Annotated in this window: 11 protein-coding genes and 1 tRNA gene; 4 read left to right on the top strand and 8 right to left on the bottom strand. The window is 57.2% G+C overall.

All coding sequences use genetic code 11. The features are described 5' to 3' along the window. Positions 1 to 20 precede the first annotated feature (20 nt). Complete coding sequence (locus tag WCS52_09590) at positions 21 to 1,370, top strand: FAD-dependent oxidoreductase (protein ID MEI6167434.1); 1,350 nt, start codon at positions 21 to 23, stop codon at positions 1,368 to 1,370. Here the strand turns inward: WCS52_09590 and WCS52_09585 are convergent. The 6 genes from WCS52_09585 to WCS52_09560 form a co-directional block, all read right to left on the bottom strand. After that, positions 1,367 to 5,305, bottom strand: coding sequence for a PAS domain S-box protein (locus WCS52_09585; protein MEI6167433.1), 3,939 nt, complete (start codon positions 5,303 to 5,305; stop codon positions 1,367 to 1,369). The two genes, WCS52_09590 and WCS52_09585, sit on opposite strands and share 4 nt — an antisense overlap. Positions 5,306 to 5,599: 294 nt before the next feature. Beyond that, positions 5,600 to 8,686 (bottom strand): efflux RND transporter permease subunit, encoded by a 3,087-nt coding sequence (locus tag WCS52_09580; GenBank protein MEI6167432.1) that lies wholly within the window; start codon positions 8,684 to 8,686, stop codon positions 5,600 to 5,602. Further along, a complete protein-coding gene (locus tag WCS52_09575; GenBank protein ID MEI6167431.1) occupies positions 8,683 to 9,828 on the bottom strand; it encodes an efflux RND transporter periplasmic adaptor subunit in 1,146 nt (381 codons plus the stop codon). The genes WCS52_09580 and WCS52_09575 overlap by 4 nt, the downstream gene beginning before the upstream one ends. Before the next feature lie 51 nt (positions 9,829 to 9,879). Then, positions 9,880 to 11,031 (bottom strand): SpoIIE family protein phosphatase, encoded by a 1,152-nt coding sequence (locus WCS52_09570; GenBank protein ID MEI6167430.1) that lies wholly within the window; start codon positions 11,029 to 11,031, stop codon positions 9,880 to 9,882. After that, positions 11,028 to 12,386 carry a HAMP domain-containing sensor histidine kinase gene (locus tag WCS52_09565; protein MEI6167429.1) on the bottom strand — a complete coding sequence of 453 codons (1,359 nt, stop codon included), beginning with the start codon at positions 12,384 to 12,386 and terminating at the stop codon, positions 11,028 to 11,030. The genes WCS52_09570 and WCS52_09565 overlap by 4 nt, the downstream gene beginning before the upstream one ends. A 47-nt stretch (positions 12,387 to 12,433) precedes the next feature. Beyond that, complete coding sequence (locus WCS52_09560) at positions 12,434 to 12,823, bottom strand: response regulator (GenBank protein ID MEI6167428.1); 390 nt, start codon at positions 12,821 to 12,823, stop codon at positions 12,434 to 12,436. A gap of 166 nt (positions 12,824 to 12,989) precedes the next feature. On the opposite strand from WCS52_09560, the gene WCS52_09555 reads away from it, so the two are divergent. The 3 genes from WCS52_09555 to WCS52_09545 all read left to right on the top strand — a co-directional run bounded on the left by WCS52_09555 (position 12,990) and on the right by WCS52_09545 (position 15,042). Then, positions 12,990 to 13,066: transfer RNA gene (locus WCS52_09555), tRNA-Met, on the top strand. Positions 13,067 to 13,201: 135 nt separating this feature from the next. Then, on the top strand, positions 13,202 to 14,323 hold the full coding sequence (locus tag WCS52_09550) for a serine hydrolase domain-containing protein (protein MEI6167427.1): 1,122 nt from the start codon (positions 13,202 to 13,204) through the stop codon (positions 14,321 to 14,323). 353 nt (positions 14,324 to 14,676) lie between these two features. Next, positions 14,677 to 15,042, top strand: a complete 366-nt coding sequence (locus WCS52_09545; GenBank protein ID MEI6167426.1) for a hypothetical protein — start codon at positions 14,677 to 14,679, stop codon at positions 15,040 to 15,042. Positions 15,043 to 15,161: 119 nt separating this feature from the next. On the opposite strand, the gene WCS52_09540 is transcribed toward WCS52_09545, so the two are convergent. Then, a complete protein-coding gene (locus tag WCS52_09540; protein MEI6167425.1) occupies positions 15,162 to 16,079 on the bottom strand; it encodes a nitroreductase family protein in 918 nt (305 codons plus the stop codon). A 128-nt stretch (positions 16,080 to 16,207) separates the two neighbouring features. After that, complete coding sequence (locus tag WCS52_09535; protein ID MEI6167424.1) at positions 16,208 to 17,398, bottom strand: hypothetical protein; 1,191 nt, start codon at positions 17,396 to 17,398, stop codon at positions 16,208 to 16,210. Positions 17,399 to 17,505 lie beyond the last annotated feature (107 nt).

Here is a 17,505-nt window from a genome sequence, read left to right as displayed (position 1 = left end):
TCATGAACCGTATCCCACCCATGATCCGTGAACCCGGCCGCGACATTCCGGTCGTGCTTGAAACCGATATCTGTGTCATCGGGGGAAGTTGCACGGGAGTGTTTGCCGCCGTCCGCGCCGCCCGCCTCGGGGCAAAGGTGGCCATCATCGAAAAACAAAATTGTTTCGGGGGAGTGGCCACGGCCGGATCCGTTAACATCTGGCACAGTCTCCGGGATACCACCCAACAACGCCCCATCATCGGCGGCCTCACCCTTGAAGTCATTGAACGGCTGAAAAAACGGGACGCAGTGACTGAAACCGGCGACTGGATCAATGCGTACCGGCTCAACACCGAGGAGTTAAAGATTGAGTTGGATGAACTGGTGATGGAACACCACATCACACCCTTTCTCCACACCTTCTATACCGCCCCAATCACGCTTGGGCCGGAACTTCAAGCGGTGATCATCGAGAACAAAAACGGGCGTCAGGCCATCCGGGCACGCTATTTTGTGGATGCGACCGGGGATGCCGATCTGGCGCTTGATCTGGGGTTGCCGTCCGAATCCCCCTCCTCCCTGCAACCTCCCACCACCTGTTCGAAGCTATACGGGCTCAGAAACCTGGGCCCGTTCGACTGGCAAGCCGCCGTACACGAGCACGGCCATGAGTTCGGACTTAAAAAAGACTGGGGCTGGGGCTCCCCCATTCCCCACCTTCCCGATATTGAACTCCGGGCCGACACCCACGTCTTTGGAGCCGATACCTCTCTCGGGGATCAGCTGTCCTACGCGGAAATCGAGGGGCGCCGTCAGGTGCGCGCCATCATGGATGTGATCCGGAAATACGGCCCCCCCGACTCACCGGTCACCCTGGTCGACCTGGCGGCAACCATTGGGGCACGTGAAACAAGACGCATAACCACCGCATATCGGATCACAGGTGATGATGTGCTCTACGGGCGGCCTTTCCCGGACTCCATTGCCAACGGATCCTACCGGGTGGACATCCACCATTCAGCCGGGCCGGGCATCACATTCCGCTATCTGGACGGGAGCGAGGAGATTATTACCGAACGAGGCCAGCCGGCGCGCAAGGCCCGATGGCGGGAACCCATAGCTGAAAATCCAACCTTCTATCAAATTCCTTTCAGGAGTCTTGTCCCGGGACGTATCCCCAATCTCGTCCTCGCCGGCCGCATGTTGGATGCGGACCCCCTCGCCTTCAGTGCGCTCAGGGTCATGGTCAACATGAACCAGACCGGCGAAGCGGCCGGGGTCGCCTGTGTAATGGCGCTGGAAAAGAACACCTCGATTGGTGACGTGGACCCGAAGGCCCTCCGGCAACGACTTTCCGCCGGTGGCTCCCTGATTGCCGGGCAACCTTAAACGGCGTCCAGGTATTCCCGTACCGTCTGGACAAGTTTGGACGGAGGAAATGGTTTTTGCAGAAACTGCCGGCCTTCGCGCAAGTTCAGACCGGTCCCCGCTACTTCTCCGGAATAGCCACTCATGTAGATGACCTTGAGCCCGGGCTTTTCGGCCCGTAACTGATCAGCCAGTTTGCCTCCTGAAATCCCCCCGGGCATAATGATATCCGTCACCAGTAAATCGACCTCAAGATGATGCTCACGCCACACCTTGAGAGCCTCCGCCCCATCGGACGCTTCCAGCACATGGTAACCACTATGCTTCAAAATACGAACCGCCAGCGTTCTCAATGACTTCTCATCTTCCACCACCAGAATCGTTTCAGTTCCCCCATTTACGCTCACGAGTGCCGCTGGCTCGTCACCAACCTGCTTTGTCATCAACAATCGTGGAAAATAAATAAAGAAGGCCGTGCCCTGACCCACTTCGCTTTCAACGACCACCCAGCCATGATGCTGCTCCACAATCCCATGCAAGGTGGCCAGCCCCAGGCCAGTCCCTTTGCCTGCCGCTTTGGTGGTGTAGAACGGTTCAAAAATATGTGACAGATGTTCCTGCGATATGCCGAATCCGTCATCCCGCACGGTCAGGAGAACAAAATCCCCAGCCTTGCCCTTGTGGGCTTTGGCCGAGAGTTCATCCACGACGCAGTTACCCAACTCCATAGTGAGATGACCGCCCTCCGGCATGGCGTCACGGGCATTCACCGCCAGATTCAGCAGAACCTGCTCAATCATCCCTGAATCGCCCCACACCAGCATATCATCAGGCGCCAAGCGGGTTTGCAGCACAATGTCTTCGCCAATGATCCGCTGGAGCATCTTGGTAACCCCGACCACCACATCGTTAAGATCCAATGTGCGCATCTGCATGACCTGACGGCGACTGAAGGTCAGCATCTGCCGGGTGAGGTTGGCGCCCCGTTCAGCGGCCTGGATAATTTCATTGAGCCCTTCGGTCTGGGCCGGCGTGGCATTGGCATCATCGCTCAGCTCCGACGCATTCATGAGGACGACCGCAAGAATGTTGTTGAAATCATGCGCCACCCCACCTGCCAGGCGGCCAATCGCCTCCATTTTCTGGGCTTGGAGAATCTGCTGTTCCAGTTGCGACTCACGGGTGATATCGCGTTTCACGCCAACAAAATTAACGATCTTTCCCGCGGCATCCAACACCGGGGAGAGGCTGGCATCCTCCTCATAAATTGTCCCGTCCTTACGCTTGTTTGTGATGCGGCCTGTCCATACCTTGCCAGCATTCAAAACCTCCCACATATGACGGTAGAACTCCGCATCATGCTTTCCGCTTTTCAATATTCGCGGATTCTGACCAAGGGCTTCCGTGAGGGTATAGCCCGTGGTCTTCTCAAACGCGGGATTGGCGTAGAGAATGGCGCCGTCGGCATCCGTGATGACGACGGTCTCCGCCGCCTGCTCGACGGCGGTTGCCAACCGGGCATTCGCTTCGTTCAGTTTCAAACGCTGGGTGATATCGGTAAAAATCGTGGCGAACCAACCCGGCTTGGGGGAATACACTGAAATGGTAAACTTCTTATTGAGCACAGGATTCTCAGTCTCAAACGTGCACGGGGTCCCCGTCCGGACCACGCGGTCATAAATATCCAAAAAAGGAGCGGTATCGACATGATAGAGTTCTGTCGCGAGTCGCCCAAGAGCTTCAGTGACGGCGATCCCTGTTTGCTTTTCAAAGGCAGGATTGACATCCACAATCCGGTAGTTCACTGCCTTTCCATTTTGGTCACAAATGATCTCATGCAGGGCCACGCCCTCGGTCATGTTGTCAATCAGCGAGTGGTATTTACTCTCGCTCTCCATTAAGTACTGCTCTGCCCGTTTCCGCTTGGTGATATCATGGCCTTGCGCGATGGCCGCCATGGGGGTTTTGCCATCCGCCGCATAAATGGTGGCCGAGTTCCATAACACGGTCCGGAGAGAGCCATCGCAATGCTGAATACTGATCTCCACCGACTCCCACCGTTCACCCCCCAGTGTTTTCCTGATCAACTCCATGGAATTAGCGACTTGCGCGGGCGGGAACAGAATCTCCAATGGCCCCCCCACGACGTCCACTGCTTTTCGCCCGGTAAGTGACTCGAACGCCTCATTGAACCGGGTGATATGGAATTGCGGATCCCAGACAATGATCGGGGCGTTGGCGTGGGTAATCAGATTCTCCAGATACTCCTTGGCTTCCCGGACGCTATCCACCGACGACACTTGTTCCTTGTAGAACAGGAGACGCTGTCGTCGCCAGATCAAGCTCACAAACGCCCCTGCACATAAGATCAACGCCCCCACCATGACGACCACCTGCCAAAGCCGTTCCCTGATCGGGGTATACACTTCCGCCGAATCCATACGTGCGACCAACGACCAGGGTGAGTCAGGGATGGTTCGCAAGGCGGCCACCACCGGTACCCCACGGTAATCAATCCCATCCATGATGCCTTCCACCCCGCGGGCCGCCTGAGCAGCCGGCAGAGCGGGACGATCGATAGGTTCACGCAAATTCAACGCGGTATTCGTGTCAAACCGGAGTTTATTCAGAAACACCACTTCACTCCCTTCACGGCGAACAAGCAACGTTTCGGCACTCACGCTAAGAGTTGGCCAACGGCTAATGAAAGGATACAGATAGACTTCCGGGTCAATACGCATCACCAGCAACCCCAGCGACCGATTCGTATCAGCTGCATCGAAGATAGGCACCAGTACATCCAAATAGACGCGTTGATCGTATTCGTTCCGGTAGAAATCACGGAACATCACACAACGGGCACTTAAAAGCTCCGGTATATGCTGCGCGACAAATGGATCCACCGTTGTGCGATTGGAAGGGACCGTCAGCCGATTGACCCCCTGGGTATCGAACAAGACAAGCTGGTAATACCCGACCTCACTAACATGGTTGCTCATCCAGACCTCAAGCCCCCGTGAGACTTCTGTATCTTTCGGGTTCTCGAAAAAACGCCGCACAAGTGAGGAAAAAACAGGGTTTCCGAACAGATGGGCGCCATCCTTCAAACGTTCCTTACGCCACTGGGTCAGTTCATTCGCTTTCAGTTCAACAATAGACTCAATCTGTTGATTCACCCCACCGCGAAACTTCTGTTCATATTGCCGATACGAAAGGTAGCCGGTGGTGATGATCCCCGCGGCCAAAAAAGCAAACACGAGAAGGAGAATGATCACGATTTCAGAGACTTCCAGGAAACGTCGGGCACGATATGCGGGCGGATTCAGAATGAGAATCAGAAGCGCAATACTCAATAGCGCAATCGCCAGCAGCGTGTTGAGCGCAGGTGGTATAAATCTTCCCCCGTAAAGCAATGGCGTTCCAAAAAGATACGCCAGCAGGAAAACAAGGCAAATCCCTGTAATGAATGCGGCACAAACCAATCCAAAAATACCGAGCCAAGAATGATTTAGCCCAGATACCAGCAACGTCAGAAAGGACAAACTCACCAGAACAAAGCAAAACGCCGTTACGGCGGACATGTGCCCGGCAGTCGAAGCACGATCCATTCCGTCAATAGCAACCCAAAAGTGCTCACCCGCCCAGTGAATGTTCATGCAGGCCATCACGAACAAGAGAAGGGCCATGATGGCACCCAGTCCTCCTACTGTAGCACACCAGGCGGTGTGACATTCTTGGGGGGCCCGTGCATGTAAATATATCGCCGATCCATAAAACACCAACATCACCGCCGTACTCGGTGCCATAGGGATAAAATCCAGCCCGAAGCTGGCCAACCGCGGGAGATGAAGGAGCCATCCCAATAATGCCAGGACACCTATTCCCGCCGCTGCAATCGCCAGCCCCTGACTGGATATCACCGGCCCAGATCGCTCAATAGTATTACTGGATTCCACAGGCTTATCCCCCAGGTTATGGACAAGAATCTCTTATATAGGTGATTTTGCGGCAATCAGGCCGTCAGGTCAAGGTTGGTTTCACAGGGCAGACATCTAAACATTCAGCAGACTCAAGATAATCAGACAGAATTCACGGAATGTTTAAAATGGTGGCGGGTGCACCCCTGTGTTTTTGGCTCCCCCCCTGTGGGGCGGATGTCCCCATCCGCCTTGTTGCCCGTTGGACCCTCAGACAGGCGGATGGGGACATCCGCCCCACAACTCAGAGATACACTCAACCCTTAATGCGAATCAATCGCGCTTTTTTTTCGCGATAACCGCCTGCAACCGTTCCATATAAAGATAAAAGACCGGGGTGACGAATAAGGTCAGGGTCTGAGAAAACAACAAGCCCCCGACGACGGTCAATCCCAGGGGGCGCCGGGCCTCGCCGCCAGCCCCATATCCAATGGCAATCGGGATCGCCGCGGCCAGCGCCGCCATCGTCGTCATCATAATCGGGCGGAACCGCACTAGGCAGGCATCATAAATGGCATCGCGGGCGGATTTGCCCTGATCGCGGCGGGCCGCAATGGCAAAATCGACCATGATGATGCCATTCTTCTTCACCAACCCCACCAGCATGATGATGCCCACAAAGGCGAAAATCGACAGTTCGGCGCCAAACACCATCAAGGTCAACAAGGCGCCTACTCCGGCAAAAGGCAAGGCGGACAGGATGGTTACAGGATGGAAAAAATTCTCATACAAGATCCCCAGGACAATATAAATCACGAGGACCGCCAGCGCCAGTAGCCACCCCATCCCCTTGAAAGAAGACTGGAAGACCTGCGCCGTCCCCTGAAACATCGTACGGATATTCGGAGGCAGAACCTCGCCGGCCACCCCGTTCACCTGATCGACCGCCTCGCCAAGGGCGACCCCGGGCCGGATATCGAAAGAAATCGTTACGGAAGGCATCTGCCCGGAATGATTGATAGTCACCGGTCCCACGTCAGACTTCAATCGCGCCACGGCATCGAGCGGAATCAGCCGTCCATCCCCGGCCCGGATATGAAGCCACGACAGCACCGAGGGATCCGCCTGATAGCGGGGTAGCATTTCAAGAATGACGGCATACTGATTGTTCGGGGAAAGGATGGTGGAGACCTGCCGGCTACTGTAGGCGTTGAAAAGCGTCGTCTCAATCTGGTCCGCCGTAATCTGGAGCGAGGAGGCCAGGTCGCGGTTAATCTCCACATTCAACTGAGGGTTTTTCAACTGCAGGTCGCTCGTCACGTCCTGAAGCATCGGCAACTCACGGAGACGCTCCATCAACCGGTCCGCAGAGCGGTACAATTCAGCCGTATCGGTGCCCGAGAGGGTATACTGATATTGGCTTTTTGACGAACGTCCGCCGATATTGATCAGGGGGGGATTTACCGGAAACGCCCGGATGCCGGGGACACCGGACAGCTTGCCCCGCAGGGATTGGACGACCTCATCCGTGGTCATCCGGCGATCTTTACGTGGCTTCAGGTTCACAATAAACCGGCCGGTATTCCCGCCGCCGCTTCCTCTGGCGCCGGCACTGGAAACAAAGCCCTGGATATTGGGATCATCCTGGAGGATCCGGATCATCTCATTCTGATGCATCACCATCGAGTCAAAGGAAATCCCTTCAATGGCCTCCGTGGTCACGTTGATGCGGCCGCGATCCTCACTCGCCATGAATCCCTTGGGAACCACCCAGAACAGGACCCCTGTGGTGATCAGGGTGAAAAAGGCCAGGATGAGCATAGTCCGCCCATGATCGAGCGACCAGCGCAGGCCAGCAGCATACCACTGCAACATCCCCTCAAATCCGGCCTCCATGACCTGGTAGAGCCGACCATGTCCGCCGTGGGCCGAAGCGCCGACAAACCGGGCGCTAAGCATGGGAACCAGCGTCAGGGAAATCACGCCGGATACCAATACCGCCGCCCCGATGGTGACCGCAAATTCACGGAATAAGCGCCCCACGACCCCGCCCATGAACAGAACGGGAATGAACACCGCAGCCAGCGAGATGGTCATCGACACAATCGTGAAACTGATCTCCTGCGTCCCGTCCAATGCCGCCGTAAACCCGTCCTTGCCCATTTCCCGGTGGCGTACAATGTTTTCCAGCACCACAATGGCATCATCCACCACAAATCCCAGCGCCAGCGTCAGCGCCATCAAGGACAGGTTATCGAGGCTGTAATTCAACGTCGACATCACCACAAATGTGCCGACCATGGACATCGGCAGGGCCAAGCTGGGAATCAGCGTGGCGGACACATTCCTCAGGAAGATAAATATGACCAGGACCACCAGCCCCAGCGTGAGGAACAGCGTGAATTTAACGTCCTCAAACGAGGCCTTGATGGACTCGCTGGCATCAACCAGCACCTCCATGGACACGGCCGCAGGCAGGTCGGCGTTCAGTTTTTTAAGCAAGGCGCGGACATTGGCCGCCACCTCAACGGTGTTCTTTCCCGGCTGGCGTTGCACCGCAAGGACAATGGAGCGCTGCATCTGGTTACTGGTGCAGTACCACGCCGCGACCTTGTTGTTTTCAACACTGTCCAGAACCGTGGCCAGTTCCTCCAGACGCACCGGCGCGCCCTTCCGGTAGGTGACAATCAGGGAGCGGTAGTCCTGCGCCTTGGACAGTTGTCCATCCGCCTGCACGGCAAACGCCCGATTGGGACCATAGAGAATGCCGGTCGGCAGGTTCACATTCCCGGTCTGGATCGCACCGGCCACCTCGTCCAACCCAATCCCCCGCACCGCCAGCGCATGGGGATCCAGCTGGACCCGGACTGCAAATTTCTGGGAGCCGTACACCGCCACCTGGGCCACCCCGTCGACCATCGAAATATTCTGAGCCAGGAACGTTTCCGCATATTCATCGACTTCGTAAAGCGGCAGGGTGGGACTGGTCAGGGCCAGATACAGGATAGGCTGGTCCGCGGGATTCACTTTTTGATAGGAGGGCGGGGTATCCATCTGCGGGGGAAGGTATCGCATGGCCCGGGCGATCGCCGCCTGGACATCCAGGGCCGCGGCATCCAAGTCGCGGCTTAACACAAACTGAAGCGTAATCTGCGAACTGCCCTGGGCGCTGGCAGAATTCATGGAGTCCAGACCGGCAATGGTGGAAAATTCCTTCTCAAGTGGAGTGGCCACCGCCGCGGCCATAGTCTCCGGCGTTCCGCCCCGGAGGGCAGCAGAAACCTGAATGGTCGGATAATCGACATTCGGCAGGTCGCTCACGGGAAGCTGCTGATACGCGATTATGCCAAAAATCGCCAACCCCATCACGGACAAGGTGGTCATCACAGGGCGGCGGATGAAGGGTGCAGCCAGATTCATGGTCGGCCTACCGGAGACGAGCCCCTTGGTTTCACGAGTGAACCAGGTTTGAGCCGAAGTTGACCATCGGTCACAATCACCTCGCCGGGCAAGAGGCCGGAAGCAATAACAGACATTCCGGCCACCGTACGGTCCACGGTCACGGGACGGACTGAGACGGCGCTACTCCGATCCACCACATAGACATAAGCCCCCTGCTGACCCAACAACACCGCCGATTCGGGAATCACCACCGCATTCTCCTGCAACGCCAGCCGAAGCACTACTTTTACAAACTGGCCGGGCCACAAGGCCGCCTGGCGGTTTTCGAACCGGGCCTTAAGTTGAATGGTTCCGGTTGCCTGATCCACGGCATTATCAACAAACGTCACAGCGCCCGTCACCGCCAGTGAGTCAATGCCCTGCGGCGTCGCCATGAGTGTTAAGCCCCCCTGCTCCATCCGTTGCTGGACCGCGGCCAATTCCCTTTGTGGCAGGGCAAACCGCACCAGGATCGGGTCAAGCCGATTGATAGTGACCAGGGTGGCATCATCCGCCTTGACCAAATTACCCTGGTGGATCAATAGAGTTCCGGTCCGTCCCGAAACAGGCGACCGGAGGGAACAATAGCTCAACTGAAGACGGGTATTGTCCACCGCCGCTTCATCCGAACGCACCATGGCCTGCAGCATTTCTGCCGCCGTTTGCGTTTGGTCACGAAGTTCCTGTGCTACAAACCCCTTTTTCGACAGGAGGTCCATGCGGCCCGCCTCCTTGACGGCATTCGCGCATTGAATCCGATCCTTGTCCAATGCCGCCTCGGCCTGCTTCAGGGCGGCCTCCGGGCCACGGGGATCGAGCTCAAACAGAAGCGCCCCCGCCTGAACCGTCTGGCCCTCTGAAAACAACACTTTTGCCAGAATTCCGGTTATCTGGGATTTCACCGCGACGGTCGTGAGGGGCTCCACGGTCCCGAAGGTGCTGACTTCCACCGGCACCGCCTGGGTTGTTACCGCGGACAACAGGACAGGAACGGGGGCCTGCTTGGCCTTGACCGCCATGGCCGTGGCGTCGCCCGCTGCCCGCCGATTTTTAAACACCATCCCGGCCGCCCCAGCGACCATCAGCCCCACCACTAAAAACAAAAAGATTTTTTTCATCATGAGGGCCATATGCTACACCCCCATGGAAAAATGTCAAAACGTGAAAGAGGCTCAGGCGGAAAGACGCTTGATGAGCAAGGCGGTGATGTCATCCTTCAGGCCTTCCGGGGCGCTGAATTGACGGACTTCATCAAAGAGAATCCGGATGATCTCTGCGGCGGAACGGTCCCGCTCGCGATGCAGGATCTTCAGGAGGCGGGAAACCCCGAGTTCTTCCCCCGCCGGGGAACAGGTCTCCAGAATCCCATCCGTCAGGAACACCACCAGTTCGCCTTTATCCAACTGAACCTTGTGGGCCACCAGCGGCTCCACTTCCGCATCAATTCCCAGCGCCGGGGCCAGGGCGTTCAACTCCGCTTTGATGCAGCCGTCCGCGGCGAGAATATAGCCTGATGGATGACCGGCGTTAATCACGTCGAGCATCCCTTCAGCGGGATTGAACCGGGCGATCAGCATGGTAATAAACCGGTCGCTTCCCAAATCCTCCATCAGGAGGTGCCGGGTCCGGGTCATCAGATCTTCAATCGGCCGGTTCGCCAGAACCAATGCCTTCAGATAGGCCCGGACATCGGCCATGAGAAGGGCGGGACCCAGCCCATGCCCGGTGACGTCGGCAACCACCACATAAATGTCACCCCCCGAACAGTCGATAAAGTCAAAATAATCCCCGCCTGTGGCGTCAGCGGGACAGGTGGCGCCTGCCAGATCGTAACCGGCCACCCGGGGCATCACCGAGGGTAAGAGTTGCTGTTGAACCTCGCGGGCGATGCGCAATTCCTCCTCACGAGCCAACAGCGTGCGCTCCGCCACTCTCCGGGCCCGCCGCTCCCCGGCATCCTTCAGTTCACGGTCCACGGCCACAACCAGACGGGCCAGGTTTCCCTTCATCAGGTAGTCCTGGGCGCCCGCCTTCATGGAGGCCACCGCCATCTCCTCGCCAATGCTTCCCGAGACGATCAGGAAGGGGATGTCCACATCGCACGCCCGCACCATTTGCAGGGCCTCAATGGAACTGAACTGGGGCATATTATGGTCTGAAAAAACAATATCCCACTTCTGTTCGCTCAACGCCGCGGCAAGATCCCGGGCATTATCCACGCGGCGGGAGTGGGGCTCGTAGCCACCACGCTTCAAATGGGCCAACAGGAGGAAGGCATCATCTTCAGAATCTTCGATGATCAAGGCGTGAAGAATTTTACTCATGTCATTTCACCCTTTCCGGGAGGGGCCGCGTGAACGGCCGTTAACGGCAAAATGAGGGTGAAGCGCGCCCCTCCCTCATTCCGGTTTTCCGCGTGAATGCTCCCTTTATTATTCTCAACCGCGGCTTTGGCCAGATAAAGGCCAAGCCCCAGCCCGTCAGGGCGCCCCGACACAAACCGCTTGAATAAACGGGCCGCCCCCTCCTTCCCCAGTCCGGGCCCCTCATCCTCCACCTTGATAACCGCTTCGTGCCCCCTCCGTTCCAACGCCAGCATTACCCGTTTTCCGGGACTCGAAACCTGCTGGGCATTGGTCAGCACATTCAGGATCGCCCGCTTCAATCCGACGCTGTACCCCGTCATCATAAGCGACTCATCGCATAATGTCGAAATTAACTGTATCCCCGCCCGCTCAAACCGGGGGGCCAGCAAGTCCAGACAGTCCGTGAGGCAGGCATTCACTTCAAACCGCTCCGGTTGACGCGAGTCCGGCTTTGATACATAGAGGAATTCCCGCATCACCAGATCCATCCGGTCCATGGTCGCCCGCGCCCGCAGCGCCAGCTCCCTGATCCGGTCCAGCCGGCCTTCAGGGGCTTTGGCGGTTTCCTTTTCGAGCATCTGCAGATCCAGTCGCAGTGAACTCATCGGATTTCGCACGTCATGAATAATCCCATCGGCCAGCAACCCGGCGAAGGCGAGATGCTCCTCATCCCGGTGGCGGCGCTGCCGGTCCAGTTCATGCCGGACCATCCAGACCCCCAATACCCCCGCCAGCCCCAGGGCCACCGTCAGGGTAATCAGCGAAAGCCGGAACATCATGGCCAGCATACGGACCGCCGGTTCTTCCCGCTGCTGAACGGCCTCTTTGCGCAGGGCGATCTGAACCGCGCGCATCACCCCGGCACCCGTCGGGGCCGGGGCGGAAAATGTAATCACCGGAACCACCCCCCCCGCCGTCGCCAACAACTTCCGGCCGAGCCTCACATCAAGGGCCGTCCCCTCTTCGAGCGGGGCGGCCTGGACCATGGACAGATCCTCATGAAACACCGTCACATTGCCTTCATTGACGGTTACATACTGCAGGGACGGCTCGACCCGCTTCAAGGCCTGGATCAGACGGGAAAAATCACCCCACTGACGGGGATCGTCGGGTCCGGATTGAACGGCCGGGTGGTGTGCCAGATTCCGGGCCACTTCCGCCCCCAACCCCAACACCGAGCGTGCCGCCGTATCATGCAAACTCCGCCCATGCAGTTGTTTCAGGAACCAGAGATTGGCCCCCGCCAGAGAGGCAATGGCCACCACCAGCACTCCGGCAATGATCAACAGAGAACGTTGTTTCGATGCACTCATCTGAGCTCAACCCTAACAGCCAATTCTCGTGCGGTCTATTTTCGTTTTCAGGCGATACGCTTTTTTTCTTCCAACGCCCACACATACAGACTGGGAATGTGGAAGGGTTTGGAGAAGATGCTTACCCCCAGTTCATTGGCTCGACGGATATGCGACTCACTCCAATCGCCGGACATCATCCCAATTTTCCGGCATTGGCACCCCTTACGCAATAATTCTTCTACAAAGGTAATTCCGTTAACACTCGGCATATTCACATCGGTCAGCACCAGATCCGGACACCCGTTTCCCGATAACACGCAAGGACAGGTTTCGGCGCAATAAGCCGGACACAAACGGGGGTTCGTGTAGGCGCTGACGGCATACCCCCACTTCACAAATGCCCCCTTTAACAGCGACAAAATATGCGGATCATCATCCATTAACAGTATATTCATAGGCAGCCCTCCTTTCAGGGGATCACGCTATCAGCCGCAGGCAAACCCACAATCAGGGTTTCCCTGATTGTGGCATAAGGAATATCTGCAGGAAGATTTATTCAAATAAGAATTGCACTCAACCCGCTATCCGGATATATTCTTACACCTGTTGAAGAAACACATCTGCGGGGTGGAGCAGCCCGGTAGCTCGTCAGGCTCATAACCTGAAGGTCATTGGTTCAAATCCAATCCCCGCTACCAATCTGATGGCCCGGAACGAAAGTTCCGGGCCTTTTTTATGATAAACACCGATCCAATCCAAAAAATCAACAGCTGCTATGTCCTTAGGACCCCAAGCATTCTGAATTTAAACGATTCCATAAAAGGGAAATAACCATGGCTATCAATGTCCAAATGAGGGTGCAACAGCTGATCGATGGAATGGTGGCCCGTGGCTCGGAACAGGGCCTTCAAGTCGCGGCCTACTGGAAAGGCGACCTCATCGTCGACGCCTGGGCGGGTTTGGCGAATCCCGGTAAAGGCATCAAAGTCGACGGACAGACACTTTTCCCCGTCTTCTCCACGACCAAGGGCATCGCGGCCACGGCCGTCCATATCCTTGCTGAACGGGGCCTGCTCGACTATGACGCCCCCCTCGCCCAATCCTGGCCGGGGTTCGCCCGGAACGGCAAGAGTGCGATCACCCTGCGCCAGGTGCTCAACCATACCGCCGGACTTCCCCACATGCCTGACTGCAAAACACTGGCCGAATTGACCGATTGGCGTCATATGTGCGAACTCGTCGCCGGCCTCACACCGCTCTGGACGCCCGGAACCCGGACCTACTATCACGCCATCACCTTCAGCTGGCTCGTGGGCGAACCGGCCTGCCAGGCGATTGGTAACGACTTCTTCAAGATTGTCAGCGAGGAGATATGCCAGCCTCTCGGCCTTGAAAACTCCCTGTTCATCGGCCTTCCCGCCTCCGAAGATGCCCGCGTGGCGATATTCGAGGCCGACCCGAACCCGAATCCGATACCCCCGCCACCGGCCCCCGCATCACCCGACATCGTGGCCGGGCGTTCGATCCCGCCACTGGTCTGTCCCTTGGAAACCTGGATCAATAAACTCGAAGCGCGGCGGGGCTGCATTCCCGCCTCGAACGGCATCATGACCGCCAGGGCCATTGCAAAACACTATGCCGCCCTGATCGGCGAAGTCGACGGCGTCAGACTCATCTCCCCCGACAGGTTGCGGCAGGCCGTGGAAGGCCCAAACAACGGGGAACCTGATCAGGTCATTCGCGGACTAGGCTATAGTTTTTATGATGGCTTTCACCGTGACCATCAGAATGCCTTCGGTCACGGCGGTGCGGGGGGCTCCATCGGCCTCGGCTTCATTGATGAGCGACTGGCCATCGGTTTTGCCAAGAACCGGATGGGCACAAGTGCACCCGACACGATCCCGTCAGCCGAGCAGATCATCACCGAGATTCGCGCCGCAGTGAACAAAAAATAAACGTTCAACCACGAAACACGCGAAAGAAAAGAATTTGAACAGAAGCGCGCGAAGATCGCAAAGGTGTCTGCGGCGAAGACGCCGCAGCCTCGGGTGGAGATAGAAATCAACATCTCCAGAATCGGCGCCATGTAAAATCAATCTGCATTAGTTCAGCTGCGGCGTCTTCGCCGCAGCAAACTTTGCGGCCTTTGCGATCTTCTGTAAAAACTCTTATTTTGGCGCCGGATAGGCTGGGCTAGGTTGAAATGATGCAGCGCCCAGCATCGCTCGTCGTGAGTCATAACCCCTATTGGCTCTAGACTCGTGACTCATTTCTTGAGCTCCCAGTCTGGTTCTGTCATCCTGCCCTTATGGCTGACCGCACGACACCGATCCGTAAGACCCCCTCCGAGATCCTCACGGATCTCATGGAGGGGCATAATGAAGCCCTGTTCAGCGGGGCGGAAAAGGGTAAAAAGTACCTCTTGAAATTCAGCGAACGCAACACGTCGCTGCCCAATGCCGTGAAGTTCTTCCTGTACGACCTGCTGGCGGAGGATGCCTGCCAGTCCGGCGACCTGGAGACCTGCCGCGAGGCGCTCGCCCGGGCGGCTGACTACCTGCCGACCGCACGGGAAGAATTATTGCAACGCTTCCGCGAATACGCCCCTCCATGCGTTTATATGAACGAGGGATCGCCATCGCCATTGACGACGGGGAGCTGGAACACGCGCTAACACTCTGCGATGCCGCGATCAGCCTCGGCTTCGGCAAACTCTATGCCGCTAAGCGGGCCTCCATTGAGCGGATGTTATAGCCGGAGGCCGTACCCGGGACGAACAGGGACTTGCAGGGCTCATTCGACGAATTCAACGGATGCGAATCGACGCCGGATCCCGTTAAGAAACGTGACTGAAGGGTAGCCGAGCGTCATGGCCATGGACGGGAACCGCTTTTCCGGAATGCCCCATCGTGACTTCAGTTTTCGGTCGCCTTGCAGAGCCGGAGCAACCGTTCCGATCATGCAACTCCCCAATCCCAGCCCTTCTGCCGCCAGGGTGGCAAAACTGCAGGCGAGCGCCGGCTCGATGGTGTCCTTCATCGGGTAGTGGAACAGAATGACACAAGGCGCATCGTAGAAGAGCAGGTCCTTGTTCTCCTTCCTCGCCTTGATGATCGTATCCGAAACCGGCAGGACAAAATTCCTCATCAGATCCGCCGAAAGCCTGTCCATCATCAGACGCAACACTACAGAGCCGACCGGGGTTTTGAGAAAAAGCCATTTCCTGAACACGGCCACCAGGTCATCCGCCAGTTCCTGAACCCGTTCCCTCCCGTTGATCACGACCACACCCACGGGTGAAGGGGGAAACCCCATGGGCGCGGTAGACGCCATGGCCAGCAGCCGTTCAATGACGGCTTTTTCGACAGGCCGACTCTCGTAGTGACGCACACTTCGCCTCGCCTGGAGACTCCCTTCAAGGGCTTCGGCAGTGGCACGGGCAGACGGAGGCGGCAGGGGGAAGACGTCGCCCCCTGTCATGTCGCGGCCCGTCACGCGAATGGCACCGCTCGGGCATACCGCCATGCAATGGCCGCAGGCCAGACAGCCAAAGGTGTCGTTTGAGCCGGCAACTGGCTTGCCGTCCTTCATGTGGAGGCACAACGACGGGCAAATGCGGACGCACCGTCCACACTTGATGCATGTGGACTCATTGATTGCCGGACACCCCCACTCAACCGTTGTCGCCCTGTTTTTAGCTCGCTTTGACATTTTCGAGTCCTCCTAACCCGGCGTAGCCGGAACCAAGAATAATTCTTATCTGAATCCGTGCCAAAACTCGATTGATTTAAGTCATAAGGGACAAACAAACCGTCCCTTATCAGGCCCTCATCGCCTTCTCATCTGAATGTATCCTCAGCTGATTTCTCGATGATTTCCGCGCTGCGCTGCAGGGGATCCGTTTTTTTCCTCACGGATTCAGGCGTCATGATGGCAGAAGACTGATAGGTTCGCAACAGCATCAGAATCTGATCGATTTGCGGATTGGGAATATTCTGCAGCATGAGGTAGCGCCGGATCTCCGTCTCACAGCCACTGCCATAGGCCGGTGTGAAGGCCGGATTGACAAAGGTGGCCGCCATCCCATTGGTGGCGATGAGGTCGCGAATGTGCGCGCGTTCCTCCCCGGTCAGTGACTCCTTCACACGGTGGGCCTGCATTTGCGCCGCCTTGATTTCCTCCTGCCATTCCGTGCACTTGACCCCAGTCGTCTTATCCACCTGTTCCCGTCTCGAGGCATAGGGCTGGGTCTCCTTGAGCAGGAACAGGCCCCACTCGCTGAACACCCGAACTTCCTCCGGGGTCAGCTGACGCTGCTCAGGCGGACGGCCCGCGTTGACAACGGTAACCCAGAATCCATCCACCCGGGAGACCGCCGGCTTCTGCCCAATCAGCGCCAGCGGCGGGCTGATCACCGTGTTCCACGTGATCCCCACGGTCGGAATAATAATCGTATTCACCCCCAGATTCCAGACCCCCGCCACGGCGGAATCAAGCGCGTGATACGCCGGCACCACCGCGAGGCCCGTGGCGACACCCCCGACTGTCCCAACCGCTCCCAGTGCCCCCCGGAAGGCGGTTTCAACGGTAGACTCAAAGAACGCCCACGGATAGGCCATCCACCACCCGAACACCCGCCGCTCGGTTCGCTCGTTTGCCTTGTCAAAGCTCGAACCCCAGGCACGCGGGATCCCTTTGATGGCGAAGCCCATCCCGCATTCATGCAATGCCCAGTCGAAACAGGCTGAACTCCCCTCCTTCAGTGAGTGGTATTTATTCGCCTCGAAATACTCCCCGAAATTTCCGCAGGCACGGCTGAAGCTCTTACGGGCATACGTCGCGGGCGGGACATAACCCGGGCAGATCCAGACGTCATACCAGGTTCCCCTTGAATCCTGGATTCGCCCCAGGCACATCAGTTCTTTCTTCTGTTCCCACGAGAGGAAATAGCCCTGTTCATTGGGGATGGCCTCCGTTGTCCGGCACACAGCAACCGCCAAAAGCATCCCATAAAAAAGTTTTTTGATCATTTTTCTCTTCCTCTCCCTGCCTCAATCACTTCCCTTTGCCTCGTCCAACAGGTAAGGCTCCAGGTTTCACAGTTTTCTTAAGCAACGAGCACTCTTGTGAAAATAAT

The sequence above is a fragment of the bacterium genome, from assembly GCA_037128595.1.
Taxonomy (GTDB): domain Bacteria; phylum Verrucomicrobiota; class Kiritimatiellia; order CAIKKV01; family CAITUY01; genus JAABPW01.
This window is presented reverse-complemented; position numbering and strand designations above follow the sequence as displayed.